Below are 16,903 nucleotides of genomic sequence, written 5' to 3'. Positions count from 1 at the left end.
AGAGAAGGAGAATCGGGTGCAAGTAACTGTTCTGGGGGCAGGCGGCTATCTGGGGTCGGCGCTGACCCGCCGCTTCGTCGCCGACGGTCACGAGGTGACCGGTCTGGTGCGTAGCGAGCGAGCCGCCGACAGCGTGCGGCAGACCGGTGCCCGCCCTGTCACGGGCGATCTGGACGACCTCACCTCGACGCGGTCGGCGATCGCCGGCACGGACGCGGTCGTGTTCGCACCACAGATGCTGCTCGACGCCGAACAGCGGGTGGTGAGAGACCTGTTGGACGCACTTGCGGGATCGGATGCTGCGTTCCTGTTCACGTCGGGCACCGGTGTGCTGTCCCAGCGCACGGATGGGGACTGGAGTGAAGACACTTTCGCCGAGGACGACGATTTCGTCCCGTCGAAGTACATCGGGGCCCGGTGCGATACCGAACGCATGGTGGTGGATGCCGCCGCACGCGGGGTTCGTGGGATGGTGTTCCGCCCGGGCATGATCTGGGGCCACGGCGGATGCCCGATGATCAAGGAGTTCTACCGCAGCGCGGCGACCAAGGGCTCGGTCGGCTACCTCGGCCGGGGACTGAACCTGTATTCGAATGTGCACGTCGACGACGTTGCGGCGGTATACAGCCGGGCGCTGCAGGCCGGTCGTGCGGGAGCGGTCTACCACGCCGTCTCCGGCGAGACGAACTATCGGACGCTGGCCGAGGCGGTGGCGCGCGACTGCGGTGTTCCCAGCCGCAGCCTCGATTTCGGCGAGGCGGTCGAGATCTGGGGCAAGTTCCCCACGACCATCTACTTCAGCGTATGCAGCCGGGCTCGCGGGCCCCGCACGCGGGCCGAACTCGGCTGGTCACCGGATCCGAGCCGGCTCGACATTCTCGACGACATCGGCAATCCGGCCTATCGAGAGTTCTTCGACAAGGCCTGACGGAGGTGACGGCGGGCGGCCCGGCCGATCGGGTCAGGCCTCCCGCGCCTGCCGGGCCGGACGCGGGAACACCTGTCGCCGGACGAGCTCGGCCACCAGCAGTTCGGCCTCTTCGGCGCACCGGCTCTCGACCGCGCGCCGGGCTCCGGCGGAGTCGCCCTTGGCCAGCGCGCGTTGTTCGGCCCGATAGTGGTGCAGAATGCGCGACCGCGACCGCGGACGGTCGACGAGCACACCGTATGCGGTGGGCATGAAGGTGCGAAATGTCGACAGCATCGCCCGCATCCGCGGTCCACTGGCGGCGATGTTGACCTTGCGGCGGAACTCCCAGGTCAATTCCTTGAAGGTGTCCTTGTCCGCGTCGCGCAGTTCGTTGACCAAAGTCTCCAGTTCGCCCGCCAGTGTGGGCGTCATCTCGGTAGCGGCCGCCGCGGCCGCATGTCCGGTGATCATTCCGAAGAGCTCGTAGGTTTCCTCGACCACGCCGGGATCGAATCGTTCGAGGTACGCGCCTCGGTGATAGGTGCTGGTGACGATGCCGTCGCGTTCCAGCTGGGCGATCATCTCCTGAACGGGCACCCGGCTGATGCCGACCCCTTCGGCGATCCGGTTGCGATCGAGCCGATCCCCGGGGCGGAGCCGCCCGTCGAACAGACGTTCCATGACCCAGGCCGCGGCCACATCGCGGTCCTTGATCCCGTACCGCTTGGGCATCCTCACCCTTTCTCAGTTGCACCCCGCTGTGATGTGCACAGCGACACTACTCGACCGTCCGGCGCTCCTCGGCCGCCAGGAAAGCGTGATGATCGAGATCGGTCATGCTGTAGCGTTCGGCGGCCAGCCCGTAGTTACGGCCGGCGGCGAAGCTCAACTCGACGCTCTGGTTCAGGGCGCGTTTGGTATCCCGGAGCGCGTGCTGAGGAAGAGCGGCCAACCGCTGCGCGAGGGCGTTGGCCTCGGTGAGGAGATCGGCCGCCGGGACGACACGATTGGCCATACCTCGGGCGACGGCGGTCTGTGCGTTCACGCGGTCGCCCAGGAACAGGAACTCCTTGGCGTGCAGCAGGCTGGTGTGAGCCGGAAGTGTCGCGGCCCCACCGTCTCCGGCGACCAGACCGACCAGCACATGCGGATCGGCCAGAAACGCGGTGTCGGCCATCAGCACCAGATCCGACATCAGGGCGAGGCTCGATCCGAGGCCGACGGCCGGGCCGTTCACCGCGGCTACCACGGGAAGTGGAAAGTGCAGCATTTCGGTGATGATGCGCCGCGCCTCTTCCATAACCCGCCAGCGGATGTCGGGATCACGATGCCCACTCATGAATCCGAAGTCCCCACCGGCGCTGAAAGCTCTTCCCGCGCCGGTCAATACGACCGCTCTGGCATCGGGGTCGTCGGCGATCTCGGTCCAGATCTGGGACAAGCGCCGGTGCATGGCGGCGTCGACGGCGTTGAGGTTGTCCGGCCGGCTCAGTGTGACGGTTCGGATCGGGCCTTCGGCGGTGACGACGACGGAGTCGTTCGTGGTGACGGTGGTGGTGTGCGCCATGGAGCGCCTCCTTGCGACTACTGGTGCGGGTCTAGGGGTGCCGGTCGTGGTCCGCCGAGCGCGGCGGGAGTGGCTGGAACTGCGGTGGCCGGCGTTCCACGAAGCTCCGTACGCCTTCGGCGAAGTCGACGCGGTGACCCGGCTGATGTCCGAGGGATTTGGCATGGTCTTCGGCTGTCACGCGGTCGCGCAGCCAGTCCCCGGCAATCTGAGCCTTGGTATCGGCCAAGGCGATCGGGGACGCGGCGGCCGCGAGGTTGCGGGCGTAGGCGACGGTCTCGGCGATCAGATCGTCCGCGGCGCAGACTCGGTTCACGAGACCGATCCGTTCGGCTTCCGATACGTCCATGCGCCGGCCGGAGAACAACCACTCGGCCGCCCGTGTCTGGCCGATCATCCGGGGGAGTAGCCAGCTCGTTCCGTATTCGGCGTTGAGTCCGCGCTGCGTGAAGGCGGGTACGAAGTACGCCGACGCGGAGGCGAACCGGATATCGCAGGCGAGCGCCTGGACCAGGCCGAACCCCACGCAGGCACCGTTGATCGCGCCGATGAGCGGCTTTCGGAAGGACTGTGCGTGGGTCATCCGGCGGCCGTGTGCGGGGGTCCGTCTCGCACCACTCGCCGAGGCCGCGCTCAATGCCTCCATGTCGAGACCGGAGCAGAAGCCGCGGCCGGCTCCGGTCAGGACGACCACACGAATGTCGGGGTCGTCGTCGGCGCGGTCGAGAACGTCGAAGTAGCTGTCACCCAGTTCGTAGGTCCACGCGTTGAGGCGGTCGGGACGGTTGAGCGTGACGGTAAGAACGCCATCGGCCAGGTCGGTGAGTATCTCGTCGGACACCGATGTAGCATAGCAGATTGAATTCAAAATCCTTTTGCGCGACGATTGCCTCGCCGATCCATATTGAATTCAAAGTCGATCTTGTCGGCGCGTTCGACGAAGGAGCAGCCGTGACGCAGACCCAACCCCCGCCAGGCCCGGCCATGACGACGGGGCCGGATACGGCCGCGACCGTGGCCGATCATCGACTCCGGCTACGCCAGTGGTTGCTCGACGGCCCGGACGAGTTGGCGCAGTTCCATGGCCTGGAGCCCGAAAGCGCCGAGGCCGCGCTCGACTCGGGCCGCCGCTTCACCCGATTGCTGCACGATCACGGCTGGGGACGGTGGGGCTGGCCGGAGGCGGCCGGTGGCCTCGGCGGTCCGGCCGTGTTGCGGCCGGTTCTCTACGACGAACTCGAACGCGCGGGATATCCGGCCCCGGTGCAGTACGAGATGCTGGAGACGCTGGCGCCGGCGGTGCTCGCCTTCGCGCCGGAGGTCGCCGCGCGGCTGCTGCCTTCGGCGCTGACCGGCGAAAAGGCTTGGGCGCAGGGCTTTTCCGAGCCCGAAGCCGGTAGCGACCTGGCCAGCCTGCGGTGCCGTGCCCGCCGCGACGGGGACGACTATGTACTGAGCGGGCAAAAGATCTGGACCAGCCAGGGGATCGGCGCCGCGCGGATGGGCACCCTGGTCCGTACCGGTACGGTCGAGAGCCGCCACCGAGGGCTGTCGATGCTGATGGTCGACCTGGATACCCCGGGTGTAGAGGTGCGGCCGATTCGCTTCTCCAACGGCCACAACGAACTTGCCGAAGTCTTCTTCGACAACGCGCGGATTCCGGCCGACCGCCTGGTCGGTGACGAGGGACAGGGATGGGCGGTCGCCATGTTCCTGCTGCAGTACGAACGAGGCAATTACGCCTGGGTCCGCCAGGCGCATATCGGTCGCCTGATCACCGAGCTGGCGGCGGGAACCGACGACAGTGACGATCGGGCTGTCGCCGAGGTGGGTGCGGCCTGGCTGGCGCAACAGGCGCTGCGCATTCGTTGCGGGAGGACCGTGCAGCGCTTGGGCGCGGGAGAGATTCTCGGCCCGGATATCTCGATCGACAAGGTGTTACTCGGCACCGCCGAGCAACGGGTCTGTGACGCGGCCCTGAGCCTGCGTCGTTCGGCCTTCCTCTTCTCCGACGACGCCGCCGACGAAGCGTGGCGCTCGAATTGGTTCTACACCCGCGCCTCGACCATCTACGGTGGCGCCGCCGAAGTTCAACGCAGCATCATCGCCGACCGTGTGCTCGGCTTGCCCAAGGAAGGTTCGTGATGGACGCCGACGAATATCGCCTGCTCCGGGAGAGTCTGCGGTCGTTGTTCACCGAGTACGCGGCGGCGCCGGAGGGCCTGTCCGCCGCGGTGCGTGAGCTCGGCTGGGAGGACGTGGTCGCGGAGGAGCCGTCCGCCGCGTCGTTGTTGTTCGAGGAGCAGGGGCGGTCGCTGGCCGTTTCCGGTCTGCTCGACGAGATTGTGCTCGCCGCTCTCGGGATCGACCCGGCCGGGCCCGACGCCGGCGCGGTTGTCTACCCGCTGGGACCGCGGTCGGCGGAATCTGGCCCGACGATGCCCGTCGACAACCGGCAGCTGAGGCTCGACGGGGTACTCCGCACGTCCGGTGGCGCGGCCGAGCGCGTTCTCGTCCCGTGCGCGACCGACGCGGGCATCGCGCTGTTCTCGATACCCACCGCGGTGCTCGCTCCGGACGCGGTCGGTGGCCTCGACCCGGAAGGGGGGTGGTCCAGGATCTCCGGCGTCGTCGCTCTCGACGATGTGAAACCCCTGCCCGCCGCCACCTGGCCGGAGGCGGTGGCAGCCGGACGCCGCGCGCTGGCGGCCGAACTCGTCGGTGTGGCCCGGGCGACCCTGGACCTCGCGATTACGCATGTGACGGACCGGCATCAGTTCGGCCGGCCGATCGGTGCCTTTCAGGCGGTGCGCTTCCGGCTGGCCGAGGTCAAGGTGGCGATCGAAGCCGCGGCCGAGGCGGTGCGCCTCGCCTACGCCCAGGACCCGGACCCGCTGGCATCGGCAGTCGCGAAGGCACTGGCGGGCGATGCCGCCGACCTTGCCGTCCGGCAGGCCGCGCAGGTGTGCGGGGCGGTCGGATCGACGTGGGAGTTTCCGCTGCATCGGCTGATCCGCCGCAGTTTCGCACTGGACCTCGTGCTGGGACACGCGGAAGGTCTGCGTACCGAGTTGGGCCGGATGGTGGTGCGCAGCGCTGTCACGCCGCAACTGGATCCGCTCGTCCTCGACCCCGCGAGCTGACGCCCGTCCGGCGACGAGACAGAAAAGGGGCGGAGCGTGCTGTGCGCGCTCCGCCCCTTTTCTGTCGGCGGCCCCAGGGATATGACGGACCTTGCGAATCGCCTCAGCGACGCTGCGGTTCGCGACCGTCCGGTGGCCAGGCGCTCATACCCTCGTCCAGCGGGACGCGCAGGTTTCGCACCAGCACACTCACGTAGTGCCAGGTGGCGATGACCGCGACGAGTTCGAGCAGTTCGGATTCCGAATAGTGGGCTCGTAACGCGCCCCAGGTAGCATCGCCGATCTCTCCTTCGGCGACGACCTCGTCGGCTGCGGCAAGCGCCGCCCGATCGGGCTCGTCGAACCGATCGCTGGTGCGCCAATCGCGCACCGCCAGTAGGTCGTCGGGGTCGACGCCGGCCCGTGTCGCGACCTGCCAGTGCTGCGCCCATTCGAACTCCGCCGCGGTCGCCCAGCCGATCCGCATGATGAGCAACTCCCGCAGCCGGACCGGCAATGTACTCCGAAACAGCAGGTCGGTGAGCACTTCATAGACTGCCTTGGCATATTTCGGCCGGGCCAGCAGCATCGTCCAGATCGGCTGGACGAGGTACTTCGGATCGATGCCGATTTTTTCGGCGGCGGCCTCGGCCGCGGCCTGATCGAGGAGCGGCAGGCGTGCGCCGCGGTGTGGGTCGCTCACGGAACCACCACCGCGTGCAGGGGCGGCTCGTTGCCACCGGCCATCGTGGACAGCAGATCCGAGACGGCTGCCACGTCGAGCCCTACGGTGCGTCGGGGCAGCGCCCGGAAGCGCGCGTCGGTGGCGAGCAGTTCGAGCGCGGTCGCGTAGGCCTCGCCGTCGACCCCACGGGCCCCGAGCAGACGTAGTTCCTTGAGCACGATCCGATCGGGGTTGAAGTGGTCGAGCACCTTCTTGCCGCGAGTGCCCGCCACCACCACGGTGCCGCCCGGCCGGACCAGATCGAGCGCCTGAGTGAATGCCGCGGGCGCCGCGGCGGTGACATCGACGACCACGTCGGCCAATCCGCCGACCCGCTCTTTCAGCAGTGCCTTCGGATCGACTCGTGTGATATCGATCGCCTCGGTCGCGCCGAGTTTTCGACCGAGTTCGAGCCGTTCGGCATCCCGCTCGCCCGCACCGGTCAGCATGACGAAACCGGCGCCGGCGAGCGAGGCGGAGGCGACCGCGCTCAAACCACGCAGACCTGGCCCGAGCACCACGACGACATCGCCGGTCGACACCTCCGGCAGGGTGGTGCCCCAGCGAACTCCCGCTCCGAGTGGATTGAACAGCGTGGCGAAGGCGGGGTCCAGTCCCTCGGGGACACGGTGCACCAGGGAGTCGGCGGTCAGCAGCATGTGTGTGGCGTATCCGCCCCACAGTCCCGAGCCGACCGAGATGGGCGTGTTGCCGTACGAGTCGCGCAGGCCGTGGCGCCGGCACAGCGGATACGCGCCGCGGCGGCAGGGGCCGCATTCCCCGCAGCGCTGGAAGACCTCCAGCGCGACCCGATCGCCGGCGGCCAGGCCACGTGCGGCGAGGAACTCCGGGGTCGCCGATTCCAGCGTTCCGATCACCTCGTGGCCGGGTACGAGGGGAAGTGGCGCGGGCATGGCCCCGGTGAACATCTCGTGATCGGTCCCGCACAGTCCGCAGGCTTCGACCCGGAGCACGGCCTCGCCCGGTCGAGGCTCGGGAATGTCGAATTCGTGGGCGACCAGCCGCTCCGGCGCCTCGAGGACAAGAACGGTCGCAGTGCTCATGCGTCGCCCTCGGCGGGCAGGACGAAGGTGGCCCACCCGCGCAGGTGCACACCGCCGGTCTGCCGGGTCACGGTGAGTTCGACGTCGATCTCGCGCGTGCCGGGAGCGGCATCGGTACGGACATCGGTGACGACTCCGGTGTAGGTCAGGACGTCACCGGGCCACGCCTGCTCGGCGAACCGAATCCGGTAGCGGCGGATGTTCTCGGCGCCGAGCCAGCCGGCCGCGAAGCCGCCCAGTACACCCGCGGCCAGCATGCCGACGGCGAACGGCTGCTCGAAGCCGGCGGCTGTCGCCTTGCCGTGGTCGTGATGGATCGGATTGAAGTCGCCGGCCGCGCCCTGGTAACGAACGAAGTCGGTGATGGTCAGTGGTTTGGCGATATACGGCTCGGCCTCGGTCCCTACCGAAATCGCTTGCGCCGCGGTCATTTTCCCGCCGCCTTGGACGTCTCGACGAGGGTGGCCCGGACCTCGGCGACCAACCGGTCGCTGCTGTCGCGGTACTCGGTGACGATTTCGGTGAAGGTCATGGTCCCTCCCCGTTTCCCTTCCTTGGTGTAGCGCTTGTCGATCCGAGCCTGCCCACGCAGCCGTACGCCGGCCGGAGGCGGTGGACCATGGAAAATGAATTCTTGTTCGGCGTGCAGGGTGCGGGCCAGATTGCGCGGATGGTCTCCCCAGGGGGAGTTCGCCCGGCTCTGCCAATGGTCGGCGGCCATCAGGAACGTCGGCGGGGTGACCGCGCCCGCGGCATAGGCGGGATCGCGAGTGCCGATGGCGCGGGTGAACTCGCGCACCTTTCCGGGTTCGATCGGGAAATCGAACGGCTGCCCGGTGCGTCCGACCAGGTCGTCGGCGGTTTCGGGGGCGCTCACGGCACGATCCGATAGGTCAGGACGGCACTGGCGACCGGTCGGCCGCTCTCGCTGACGGCGTCGATCGTGGCGAAGTTCAGTTCCTTCGCCCGTCGCACGCACCGCCCCGTGGCGATGACCGCCTCGTTGCGGGCGGCACCCAGGTAGTTCACGGTCAGAGAGACCGTCGATCCTCGCGTTCCGCGTTCGTAGTCGTGGCCGTTCCACACCGCTGCCGCGCCGGTGGTGTCCAGCAGGGTCGCGATCGCGCCACCATGTGGCGTTCCGCCGCCGTTGTCGGCGAGTGCGTTCACCGGCATCCGCACGACGACGTGATCTTCCCGGTCCTCCCACTCGACGAGTTCGAGGCCGAGGGCGGTGATGAAGGGCACCTTGTTGAACATGTAGCGCAGCGAACGCTCGTGACGGCTTCGCTGTTCGGTGTTGGTCATGGCATGATGCTAGCCAAGTTGAATTCATTATTGAAAGGGGGCCCGACGGTGCCCGACTATCACTACGTCCGCGCGCTGCAGGCATTTGCCGAGCTAGATCCGCAGCGCACGCTGATCGCTACGCGGCACCGGACGATTACGGCTTCCGAGCTGTATGCCAATTCGCGCGGTCTCGCCGGGTATTTGCGAGCGCGCGGCGTGGACGCGGGCCGTCCGGTTGCGGCGATGCTGATCAACCGGCCGGCGATCGTCGAGACGTTCTACGCGGCGATGATGCTGGGATCGCCGCCGGCGAACGTGAATCCGCGCTATTCCGCGTCGGAAATCGCGGAGATCCTCCAGGACTGCGATGCGGCCGCGCTGGTGCACGAGCCCGCGTCCACGGCCGAGGCGGTGAAGGCGGCGGAAATACTGGGACGTCCGCTGGTACTGCTCGAGGTGGACTCGGCGGAGTACGAGCGGGCACTGGCGACCGAGCCGGGGCCGGAGCGGGAGTTGTCACCGCGCGACCAATTGCTGTGGTACACAGGCGGTACCACGGGCCGGCCCAGGGGAGTGATCTGGGAGGTCGACACGCATTACCGCATGCTGTGGGAGGTGATCCGGCCGGATGTCGATCCGCCGGAGCCGCGCCAGGTCGCCGCCGGCGGCTCCCGCCCCGCGCCGACGACGTTGCCCGCGTCACCGCTGGCGCACGGCACCGCGATGGGACTGGCGCTCAACACACTCAACGGTGGCGGGGTGGTGGTGCTCCACGAACAGTCCTCGTTCGACGCGGCCGCAACCCTCGAGTTGGTCGAGCAGCATCGCGTCCGGGTCCTGGGCATTGTCGGGGACGCGTACGCACGTCCGTTGCTGGCGGAACTGGACACCGGGAAGTGGGCCGGGCGCTTGGACTCGCTGGCGGCGCTGTCGTCCTCCGGCGCGGTGTGGAGCCCGGAGGTACGCCAGCGGATCTCCGACCACCTGCCGGCTATTCGTTTGATCGATAATTTCGGCTCGACCGAAGCCCTGGTCAGCCGCGACGTCGATGGCAAGGGTTTTCAGTCTCGTCCGGGGCTGGTCGTGCTCGATGCCGACAATCGGCCGGTGCTGCCGGGGTCGGGACAGGTCGGAGTCGTGGCCACCGCGGGGCGGCTGCCGCTGGGTTACCTCAACGATCCGGTCAAAACCGCCGAGACCTTCCGTGAGGTCGACGGCGTTCGGTACCTGCTGATCGGCGACGAGGCGATGGTCAACGAGGACGGGACCATCCGGATTCTGGGCCGCGGTAATGCCTGCATCAATACCGGCGGCGAGAAGGTCTGGCCGGAAGAGGTCGAGATCGTGGTGCGGGACCATCCGGCGGTCGCCGACGCCGCGATCATCGGAATGCCGGATGAGAAGTGGGGCCAGCGCGTGACCGGCGTGGTCACCGTGCGCGGCGAGGTCACCGACGCGGAGTTGACCGCACACTGCCGGGCCCGGCTGACGCCGTACAAGTGCCCGAAGACCTGGATCCGTGTCGATCACCTGCCGCGGACGTATGTCGGAAAACCCGACTACGCCGCCATTCGAGCCGTCGCCGAGACATCCGGCACCGACTGACCCACGAGGAGCGAAACAGCATGCAACGCACGGTCTTTACACAGGAACAGGAAGACTTCCGTCAGGTTGTCCGGGCCTTTCTGGCCAAGGAGGTGGAACCGCACTTCGCCGACTGGGAACACGCCGGTGCGGTTCCGCGTGAACTGTATCGACGGGTCGGCGAACTCGGGATCATGGGTTTGTCGATCCCGGAGGAATTCGGCGGCAGCGGGCAGAGCGATTATCGCTTCAATGTGGTTCTGCAGGAAGAGATCAATCGCGCGACGTTCACCCTGGGCACCTTGCGCACCCACCTGGATGTCGTCCTGCCCTACTTCCTGCACTTGGCCAACGACGAACAGCGGGCGCGGTGGTTTCCCGGCTTCGCCACCGGCGACCTGTTCACCGCTATCGCGATGACCGAACCGGCGACGGGTTCCGATCTCGCCGGGGTGAAGACCACCGCGCGGCGCGAGGGCGACCACTTCGTGCTCAACGGCGCCAAGACGTTCATCAGTGGCGGTCTGCACGCCGATCTGGTGATCGTGCTGGCCCGGACCTCGACTGTGGAGGGCAACCGTCGCGCCGGCCTGTCGCTGCTGGTCGTGGAGCGGGGGATGCCCGGTTTCGAGGTCGGTCGGGCGCTGCCGAAGATCGGAATCAAGGTCCAGGACACCGTCGAACTGTCGTTCAGCGATGTGCGGGTTCCCGTGGCGAATCTGCTGGGAGAGGAGGGCGCCGGTTTCGGCTACCTCGGCCACAATCTGCCCCAGGAGCGCTTGGCCATCGCCGTGGGTGGACTCGCGGCCGCCCGTGCCGCCTTCGACGCCACCCTCGCCTACGTCACCGAACGCACGGTCTTCGGAAAGCCCGTCAGTCACTTCCAGAACACCAAATTCGAGCTCGCGGCCATGGAGACCGACCTGACCGCGGCACAGGCCTTGCTGGACAAGGCGATTCTGGCTCATATCGAAGGTGAGCTGACACCCGTCGATGCCGCCAAGGTGAAGCTGTTCTGCACGGAGTTGCAGGGCCGCGTGGTCGATCGCTGCCTGCAGCTGTTCGGCGGGTACGGGTACGTTCTGGAATATCCGATCGCGCGCCTGTACGCCGACGCCCGCGTGACCCGTATCTACGGTGGAACCAGCGAGGTGATGAAGTCGATCATCAGTAAATCGCTCGGCCTGTGACCGGATAAGGGCCGGCCGTGGTGCGGGCTGCCCCACGGCCCGCACCACGGAGCCCCCGCCTCGCGAACCTGCCGCCGACGGTTACCTTCCCGCGGTTCGCGGAGCCGGAGTGGCGAGAGATGAGTGGGCAGCCGGTTCGGCGTGGATGATCGAATCACCGAACCGGCGGGCGTTGACGGGGGCGAGATCGGAATCGGTGATGACGCCGCTGATCTCATCGAGTCCGGCGACCTTGGCGAGCGCGCGTCTGCCGAATTTCGAACTGTCCGCCACGACGAAGCAGTTCGCGGCGGCGGTGAGCATCGCTCGTTTGAGGGGTACTTCGAGGGTGTTCATGTTGGTGATGCCGGCCTCGAGGTCGACCGCGTCGGCGCCGAGGAAGGCCCAGTCGGCGGTGTAGTCGGACAGGAACGCTATCGCGTGTTCACCGACGAGGGTGAAGACCGAACCCAGCAGTTCGCCCCCGGTGACCAGCAGGCGCATGCCGGGTGTTTCCGCAACATATTTGGCGATGCGCAGGTCGTTGGTGATTACCGTCAGTTCCTTGTGGTTTCGCAGGGCTCGCGCGACCTCGTAGGTGGTGGAACCGCTGTCGAGGATCACCGTTTGCCCGTCGCGCACGTGCGCCGCGGCGGCGATTCCGATCGCAGCCTTCTCGTCGAGGCGCTCGCCTTCTTTCATGGTGTAGGGCAGCTTCGCCGTGGCTCCGGGGGCCGGGCGCGCGCCGCCGTGGGTGCGTTGTGCTTGGCCGGCTCGTTCGAGTGCGTCCAGGTCGCGGCGGATCGTCGATGCGTCGACGTTCAACTCGTCGGCGAGTGCTTTCGCCTCGACATAGCCGTCGGTGACCAATCGGTGCATGATTTCGCGCCGTCGGGTGCTCGCCAGCAACCTTGCCTCCCAGACCTGGTCGTGCATCAGCGATGCGTCGTGCGGTTTCTGCATCGTACTCGAGTGCGGTGTTGACTTGTTCGCGCATCGGCGTGCATGATTTCGAGCAGTTGGTGCGCGATTTCGTGCGCAACGGATAATCGAGGGATCTGATGAATCGCACACTGAAGGGTCTGGCCGACGAAGGGGTGTCGGTATGGCTGGACGACCTGAGCCGGCACCTGTTGCGGTCGGGAGAGTTGGCCGAACTAACCCGGTCGGGCACGGTCGTCGGCTTGACGACGAACCCGACGATCTTTCACAACGCGCTGGGTCAGGACGCGGAATACGAAGAGGAGCTGCAGGTTCTGCGCGGGCGAGGCGTATCCGCACTCGAGGCAGTTCGGACGTTGACCACGGGAGATGTTCGTTCTGCCTGCGACGTGCTCTGGCCCGTCTACCGTGAGACCGGGGGACGCGATGGGCGGGTGTCGATCGAGGTCGACCCGCGCTGGGCCCACGACACCGGGCGCACGCTCGAGGAGGCCCGGCAGTTGTGGCGGCTCATCGATCGGCCCAATGTGATGATCAAGATTCCCGCCACTGTCGAGGGTTTGCCGGCGATCACGACCTGTCTTGCCGAGGGGATCAGTGTCAACGTGACGTTGATTTTCTCCGTGCGGCGCTATCACCAGGTCATCGACGCATTCCTGGCCGGACTGGAACAGGCGCGCGCCGCTGGACGCTCTCTCACCGAGATCGTTGCTGTCGCATCGTTTTTCATTTCCCGCGTCGATACCGAGGTGGATCGGCGTCTGGACGCGCTCGCGACGTCGGAGGCTGCCGCGTTGCGTGGGCGCGCTGCGATCGCGAACGCGCGGTTGGCGTATCTGCGCTACGAGAACATGCTGCATGACCCTCGGTGGCTGGAGTTGGCGGCGGCCGGGGCGTCACCATTGCGTCCGCTGTGGGCGTCGACCGGTGTGAAGGACCCTGCCTATGCCGACACCCGGTATGTGACAGAGCTTGTCGCGCCCGGAACGGTGAACACGATGCCCGCGGCGACTCTGGACGCGGTGATTTCACACGGGACCGTTCTGGGTGACCGCATCAGGCCCAACTATGACGACGCGTGGGAGGTCTTCGCGCAACTCGGCGAGCTGGGTATCGATTTCGACGATGTGCTCGAGCAGCTCGAACGCGAGGGGATCGCGAAGTTTCAGACATCGTGGCAAGCGTTGATCGAGGATGTCGACCGGCTCCTGTCAGGGGTGCGCTCATGAGCTCCGGGTTTCCGGAGACTCTCGGCGTCGGTTCGCAACCCGGTGGCGAGGTCCCCGCAGCCGTGTCCGCCTTGCCCGTGTGGCGCGAATTAGCTACCCACCGTGCGGAATCGGCGGCGATCTCGATGGGGGAGTTGTTCGATCGCGATCCTCGGCGCGGAACGGAGTTGTGCGCCGAATACGACGGTGTGGTGCTCGATTATTCGAAGAACGTGATCACCGATCGCACGGTGAGCCTCCTGATGCGTCTGGCCCGCGATCGTGGCTTGGCCGTGGGCATCGAGGCGATGTTCGACGGTGGGCGGATCAATACGACCGAGGATCGCGCGGTGCTCCACACCGTGTTGCGCACTCCCGCAAGCGAATCCGTTCTGCTCGACGGTGTCGATGTCGTCGGTCCGGTGCACGAGGTCCTGGACCGGATGCGCGGTCTCGCCGACGCGGTTCGGTCGGGCCGGTGGCGTGGCGCGACCGGCCGTCGCGTTCGGACGGTGGTGAACATCGGTATCGGCGGCTCGGATCTGGGCCCGGCGATGGCCTGGCACGCTTTGCGCGAATTCGCGCAGGACGGCATCGAGGCGCGGTTCGTGTCGAATGTCGACGGTCACGATATCGACCGGGTCCTGGGAGACCTGGACCCGGACACGACGTTGTTCGTCGTCGCGTCGAAGACGTTCACCACGGTCGAGACGTTGACCAACGCCCGTACCGCCCGCACGTGGCTGGTGGATCGGCTCGGCGACGAGGCGGTGGGCCGGCATTTCGTCGCGGTGTCGACCAACGCCGAACAGGTGGCAGCCTTCGGGATCGACCCGGCGAACATGTTCGAGTTCTGGGACTGGGTCGGTGGGCGGTATTCGCTGCCGTCTGCGATCGGGCTGTCGCTCATGATCGTCATCGGCCCCGAACAGTTCCGTGAATTCCTGGCCGGAGCCCACAGCATGGATCGGCACTTCCGCACGGCTGCGTTCGAGGAGAACCTGCCGGTGCTGCTGGGCCTGCTCGGTATCTGGTATCGAAACTTCTGCGGCGCACAGGGTTTCGCGGTGCTGCCGTACGATCAGCGACTCGCGTTGCTGCCGGCGTATCTGCAGCAGCTCGATATGGAGAGCAACGGGAAATCCGTCGACCGGCACGGCAGTGCGGTGGGTGTCGATACCGCGCCGATTCTGTGGGGTGCGCCGGGCACTAACGGGCAGCACGCGTTCTTCCAGATGCTGCATCAGGGAACGACGCCGGTGCCGAGTGACTTCATCGGCGTGCTCGAACCCGCGCATCCCTTTCGCGCGCACCACGACCTGCTGATGGCGAACCTGTTCGCCCAGACCCGGGCTCTGGCGTTCGGCGACCTCGACAGCGCGGGCGAGCGGCCCCCGCATCGGTGGTTCCCGGGCGGCCGGCCGAGCAACACCATCCTGCTGCCGCGTCTGAGCCCCTACACCCTGGGGCAGTTGATCGCGTTGTACGAGCACAAAGTGTTCGTGCAGGGCTGGATCTGGGGAGTGAACTCCTTCGACCAATGGGGTGTCGAACTCGGCAAGAAGCTCGCGACCGGTATCCACGACGATCTGGAATCCGATAGAGCGCCGGCCTGGGACAGTTCCACGAACGCCCTGATGATGCGCTACCGACGTGCCCGTACAGCGGGTGGGGCCGACCATGCCACCGCTACTACCGATGAAATGATCTGAACTATGACTTCCTCCTCTGCACTCGCTCAGATCGGTGTGACCGGCCTTGCGGTCATGGGCAGCAATATCGCCCGCAACTTCGCCCGCAACGGTTACACCGTGGCCCTGCACAACCGCAGTGTCGCCAAGACCGATGCGCTGCTCGACGCGCACGGGGACGACGGCCGGTTCGTCCGCACCGAGACCATCGAGGAATTCGTCGGCGCGCTGGAGAAGCCGCGGCGGGTGCTGATCATGGTCAAAGCGGGCGAGGCCACCGATGCGGTGATCGAGGAACTGGCCGCCGTCATGGAGCCCGGCGACATCATCATCGACGGCGGCAACGCCCTCTACACCGACACCATCCGCCGCGAAGCGGCCATGAAGGCGCGTGGACTGAACTTCGTGGGCGCGGGCATCTCCGGCGGTGAGGAGGGCGCGCTCAACGGGCCGGCCATTATGCCGGGCGGGCCGAAGGAATCCTACGAGTCGCTGGGCCCGTTGCTGGAATCGATTTCGGCGAAGGTCGACGGCACTCCGTGCTGCACCCACATCGGTCCCGACGGCTCGGGTCATTTCGTGAAGATGGTGCACAACGGCATCGAGTATGCCGATATGCAGCTGATCGGTGAGGCCTACCACCTGCTGCGCGACGCTCTCGGCTTCGAGGCCGGGCAGATCGCCGGGGTGTTCACCGAATGGAACTCCGGCGACCTGGAAAGCTACTTGGTGGAGATCACCGCGCAGGTGCTCGAGCAGGTCGACGCCAAGACTGGCAAGCCGCTCGTCGATGTGATCGTCGATGCCGCCGAGCAGAAGGGCACCGGCCGCTGGACGGTGAAGTCCGCGCTCGATCTCGGCGTGCCCGTCACCGGCATCGCCGAGGCGGTCTTCGCTCGCGCGTTGTCCGGTTCCCGCGCCCAGCGCCGGGCGGCGCACGATCTGGCGTCCGGGACGCTGGCCGAAAAGCCGACCGACGCAGCGCAATTCACCGAGGATATTCGCAGGGCGTTGTATGCCTCCAAGATCGTCGCCTACGCTCAGGGCTTCGACCAGATCGCGGCGGGCAGCACCGAATACGACTGGAACCTGCGCCCCGGTGACCTGGCCACCATCTGGCGCGGGGGCTGCATCATCCGGGCCCGCTTCCTCAACCGCATCAAAGACGCCTACGAGGAGAATCCGGACCTGCCGAGCCTGATCCTGGCCCCGTACTTCCGGGCGGCCATCGAGCAGGCCGTCGACAGCTGGCGCCGCGTGGTCTCCACCGCGACCCTGCTGGGAATCCCGGTCCCGGCCTTCGCCTCGTCCCTGTCCTACTACGACGCGCTGCGCGCCGAACGCCTGCCCGCCGCGCTGACCCAGGCGCAGCGCGACTTCTTCGGAGCCCACACCTACGAGCGCGTCGACGCCGAAGGCAAGTTCCACACCCTGTGGAGCGCGGACCGCAGCGAAATCTCCGCGTGAGTCGAGGCGCTCGCACAACTGCAATGCGTGAGACCACGCAGCGGACGCGCGCTGCCCGCATCCGGTTCAACTGAAAGGTGTTCGATCCCAGTGGATCTCAAGCTCGGATACAAGGCGTCGGCGGAACAGTTCGATCCGCGGGAACTGGTCGAGCTGGCGGTCGCC

17 protein-coding genes are annotated in these 16,903 nt (G+C 67.0%); 8 read left to right on the top strand and 9 right to left on the bottom strand.

Annotation, left to right across the window (positions count from 1 at the left end; genetic code table 11):
* Nucleotides 1–16: 16 nt before the first annotated feature.
* Nucleotides 17–928, top strand: coding sequence for an NAD-dependent epimerase/dehydratase family protein (locus IRT45_RS08700; protein WP_194805358.1), 912 nt, complete (start codon nucleotides 17–19; stop codon nucleotides 926–928).
* A gap of 33 nt (nucleotides 929–961) precedes the next feature.
* Here IRT45_RS08700 and IRT45_RS08695 read toward each other — a convergent pair whose 3' ends face one another.
* From IRT45_RS08695 to IRT45_RS08685, 3 genes are read right to left on the bottom strand one after another with little or no spacing between them, the layout of a single operon-like run.
* The gene (locus IRT45_RS08695; protein WP_194805357.1) at nucleotides 962–1,642 is read right to left on the bottom strand and encodes a GntR family transcriptional regulator; all 681 of its coding nucleotides are present in this window, start codon (nucleotides 1,640–1,642) and stop codon (nucleotides 962–964) included.
* 46 nt (nucleotides 1,643–1,688) lie between these two features.
* On the bottom strand, nucleotides 1,689–2,477 hold the full coding sequence (locus tag IRT45_RS08690) for an enoyl-CoA hydratase/isomerase family protein (protein WP_194805356.1): 789 nt from the start codon (nucleotides 2,475–2,477) through the stop codon (nucleotides 1,689–1,691).
* Between the two features lie 31 nt (nucleotides 2,478–2,508).
* Complete coding sequence (locus IRT45_RS08685) at nucleotides 2,509–3,318, bottom strand: enoyl-CoA hydratase-related protein (RefSeq protein WP_194805355.1); 810 nt, start codon at nucleotides 3,316–3,318, stop codon at nucleotides 2,509–2,511.
* 143 nt (nucleotides 3,319–3,461) lie between these two features.
* On the opposite strand from IRT45_RS08685, the gene IRT45_RS08680 reads away from it, so the two are divergent.
* Both IRT45_RS08680 and IRT45_RS08675 read left to right on the top strand, forming a co-directional pair.
* Nucleotides 3,462–4,622, top strand: coding sequence for an acyl-CoA dehydrogenase family protein (locus IRT45_RS08680; RefSeq protein ID WP_194805531.1), 1,161 nt, complete (start codon nucleotides 3,462–3,464; stop codon nucleotides 4,620–4,622).
* Nucleotides 4,622–5,620, top strand: coding sequence for an acyl-CoA dehydrogenase family protein (locus tag IRT45_RS08675; RefSeq protein WP_194805354.1), 999 nt, complete (start codon nucleotides 4,622–4,624; stop codon nucleotides 5,618–5,620). The genes IRT45_RS08680 and IRT45_RS08675 overlap by 1 nt, the downstream gene beginning before the upstream one ends.
* 103 nt (nucleotides 5,621–5,723) lie before the next feature.
* On the opposite strand, the gene IRT45_RS08670 is transcribed toward IRT45_RS08675, so the two are convergent.
* From IRT45_RS08670 to IRT45_RS08650, 5 genes are read right to left on the bottom strand one after another with little or no spacing between them, the layout of a single operon-like run.
* Nucleotides 5,724–6,302, bottom strand: a complete 579-nt coding sequence (locus IRT45_RS08670) for a carboxymuconolactone decarboxylase family protein (RefSeq protein WP_194805353.1) — start codon at nucleotides 6,300–6,302, stop codon at nucleotides 5,724–5,726.
* Complete coding sequence (locus tag IRT45_RS08665; RefSeq protein ID WP_194805352.1) at nucleotides 6,299–7,387, bottom strand: zinc-binding dehydrogenase; 1,089 nt, start codon at nucleotides 7,385–7,387, stop codon at nucleotides 6,299–6,301. Before IRT45_RS08665 ends, IRT45_RS08670 begins: the two co-directional genes overlap by 4 nt.
* On the bottom strand, nucleotides 7,384–7,818 hold the full coding sequence (locus IRT45_RS08660) for a MaoC/PaaZ C-terminal domain-containing protein (protein ID WP_194805351.1): 435 nt from the start codon (nucleotides 7,816–7,818) through the stop codon (nucleotides 7,384–7,386). Before IRT45_RS08660 ends, IRT45_RS08665 begins: the two co-directional genes overlap by 4 nt.
* Nucleotides 7,815–8,264 carry a MaoC family dehydratase N-terminal domain-containing protein gene (locus tag IRT45_RS08655; RefSeq protein ID WP_194805350.1) on the bottom strand — a complete coding sequence of 150 codons (450 nt, stop codon included), beginning with the start codon at nucleotides 8,262–8,264 and terminating at the stop codon, nucleotides 7,815–7,817. Before IRT45_RS08655 ends, IRT45_RS08660 begins: the two co-directional genes overlap by 4 nt.
* Nucleotides 8,261–8,695 carry a PaaI family thioesterase gene (locus tag IRT45_RS08650; protein WP_194805349.1) on the bottom strand — a complete coding sequence of 145 codons (435 nt, stop codon included), beginning with the start codon at nucleotides 8,693–8,695 and terminating at the stop codon, nucleotides 8,261–8,263. Before IRT45_RS08650 ends, IRT45_RS08655 begins: the two co-directional genes overlap by 4 nt.
* Nucleotides 8,696–8,743: 48 nt before the next feature.
* Between IRT45_RS08650 and IRT45_RS08645 the strand changes: the two genes are divergently transcribed.
* Nucleotides 8,744–10,282 (top strand): AMP-binding protein, encoded by a 1,539-nt coding sequence (locus tag IRT45_RS08645; RefSeq protein ID WP_309240853.1) that lies wholly within the window; start codon nucleotides 8,744–8,746, stop codon nucleotides 10,280–10,282.
* A 20-nt stretch (nucleotides 10,283–10,302) separates the two neighbouring features.
* A complete protein-coding gene (locus IRT45_RS08640) occupies nucleotides 10,303–11,451 on the top strand; it encodes an acyl-CoA dehydrogenase family protein (RefSeq protein ID WP_194805348.1) in 1,149 nt (382 codons plus the stop codon).
* 81 nt (nucleotides 11,452–11,532) lie between these two features.
* Here IRT45_RS08640 and IRT45_RS08635 read toward each other — a convergent pair whose 3' ends face one another.
* Entirely contained in the window at nucleotides 11,533–12,393 is an 861-nt protein-coding gene (locus IRT45_RS08635) for a DeoR/GlpR family DNA-binding transcription regulator (RefSeq protein WP_228534036.1), read from the bottom strand.
* 98 nt (nucleotides 12,394–12,491) lie between these two features.
* Between IRT45_RS08635 and tal the strand changes: the two genes are divergently transcribed.
* From tal to gndA, 3 genes are all read left to right on the top strand, one after another.
* Nucleotides 12,492–13,601, top strand: a complete 1,110-nt coding sequence (gene tal / locus IRT45_RS08630; RefSeq protein ID WP_194805347.1) for a transaldolase — start codon at nucleotides 12,492–12,494, stop codon at nucleotides 13,599–13,601.
* A gap of 62 nt (nucleotides 13,602–13,663) precedes the next feature.
* Nucleotides 13,664–15,292: a glucose-6-phosphate isomerase gene (pgi, locus tag IRT45_RS08625; RefSeq protein ID WP_375540076.1), complete on the top strand. Its 1,629-nt coding sequence runs from the start codon at nucleotides 13,664–13,666 to the stop codon at nucleotides 15,290–15,292.
* A 3-nt stretch (nucleotides 15,293–15,295) separates the two neighbouring features.
* Nucleotides 15,296–16,738, top strand: a complete 1,443-nt coding sequence (gndA, locus tag IRT45_RS08620; RefSeq protein ID WP_194805345.1) for an NADP-dependent phosphogluconate dehydrogenase — start codon at nucleotides 15,296–15,298, stop codon at nucleotides 16,736–16,738.
* The last annotated feature ends 165 nt before the right edge of the window (nucleotides 16,739–16,903 follow it).

The organism is Nocardia sp. BSTN01 (assembly GCF_015354405.1).
GTDB lineage: Bacteria > Actinomycetota > Actinomycetes > Mycobacteriales > Mycobacteriaceae > Nocardia.
This window is presented reverse-complemented; position numbering and strand designations above follow the sequence as displayed.

Bases quoted from the DNA above. Each gene is read 5' to 3' on its own strand.
- IRT45_RS08695 (WP_194805357.1), bottom strand. From the start codon at position 1,642: ATGCCCAAGCGGTACGGGATCAAGGACCGCGATGTGGCCGCGGCCTGG.
- IRT45_RS08660 (WP_194805351.1), bottom strand. From the start codon at position 7,818: ATGACCGCGGCGCAAGCGATTTCGGTAGGGACCGAGGCCGAGCCGTAT.
- gndA (WP_194805345.1), top strand. From the start codon at position 15,296: ATGACTTCCTCCTCTGCACTCGCTCAGATCGGTGTGACCGGCCTTGCG.
- IRT45_RS08635 (WP_228534036.1), bottom strand. From the start codon at position 12,393: ATGCAGAAACCGCACGACGCATCGCTGATGCACGACCAGGTCTGGGAG.
- IRT45_RS08665 (WP_194805352.1), bottom strand. From the start codon at position 7,387: ATGAGCACTGCGACCGTTCTTGTCCTCGAGGCGCCGGAGCGGCTGGTC.
- IRT45_RS08680 (WP_194805531.1), top strand. From the start codon at position 3,462: ATGACGACGGGGCCGGATACGGCCGCGACCGTGGCCGATCATCGACTC.
- tal (WP_194805347.1), top strand. From the start codon at position 12,492: ATGAATCGCACACTGAAGGGTCTGGCCGACGAAGGGGTGTCGGTATGG.
- IRT45_RS08690 (WP_194805356.1), bottom strand. From the start codon at position 2,477: ATGGCGCACACCACCACCGTCACCACGAACGACTCCGTCGTCGTCACC.
- IRT45_RS08640 (WP_194805348.1), top strand. From the start codon at position 10,303: ATGCAACGCACGGTCTTTACACAGGAACAGGAAGACTTCCGTCAGGTT.
- IRT45_RS08675 (WP_194805354.1), top strand. From the start codon at position 4,622: ATGGACGCCGACGAATATCGCCTGCTCCGGGAGAGTCTGCGGTCGTTG.
- IRT45_RS08650 (WP_194805349.1), bottom strand. From the start codon at position 8,695: ATGACCAACACCGAACAGCGAAGCCGTCACGAGCGTTCGCTGCGCTAC.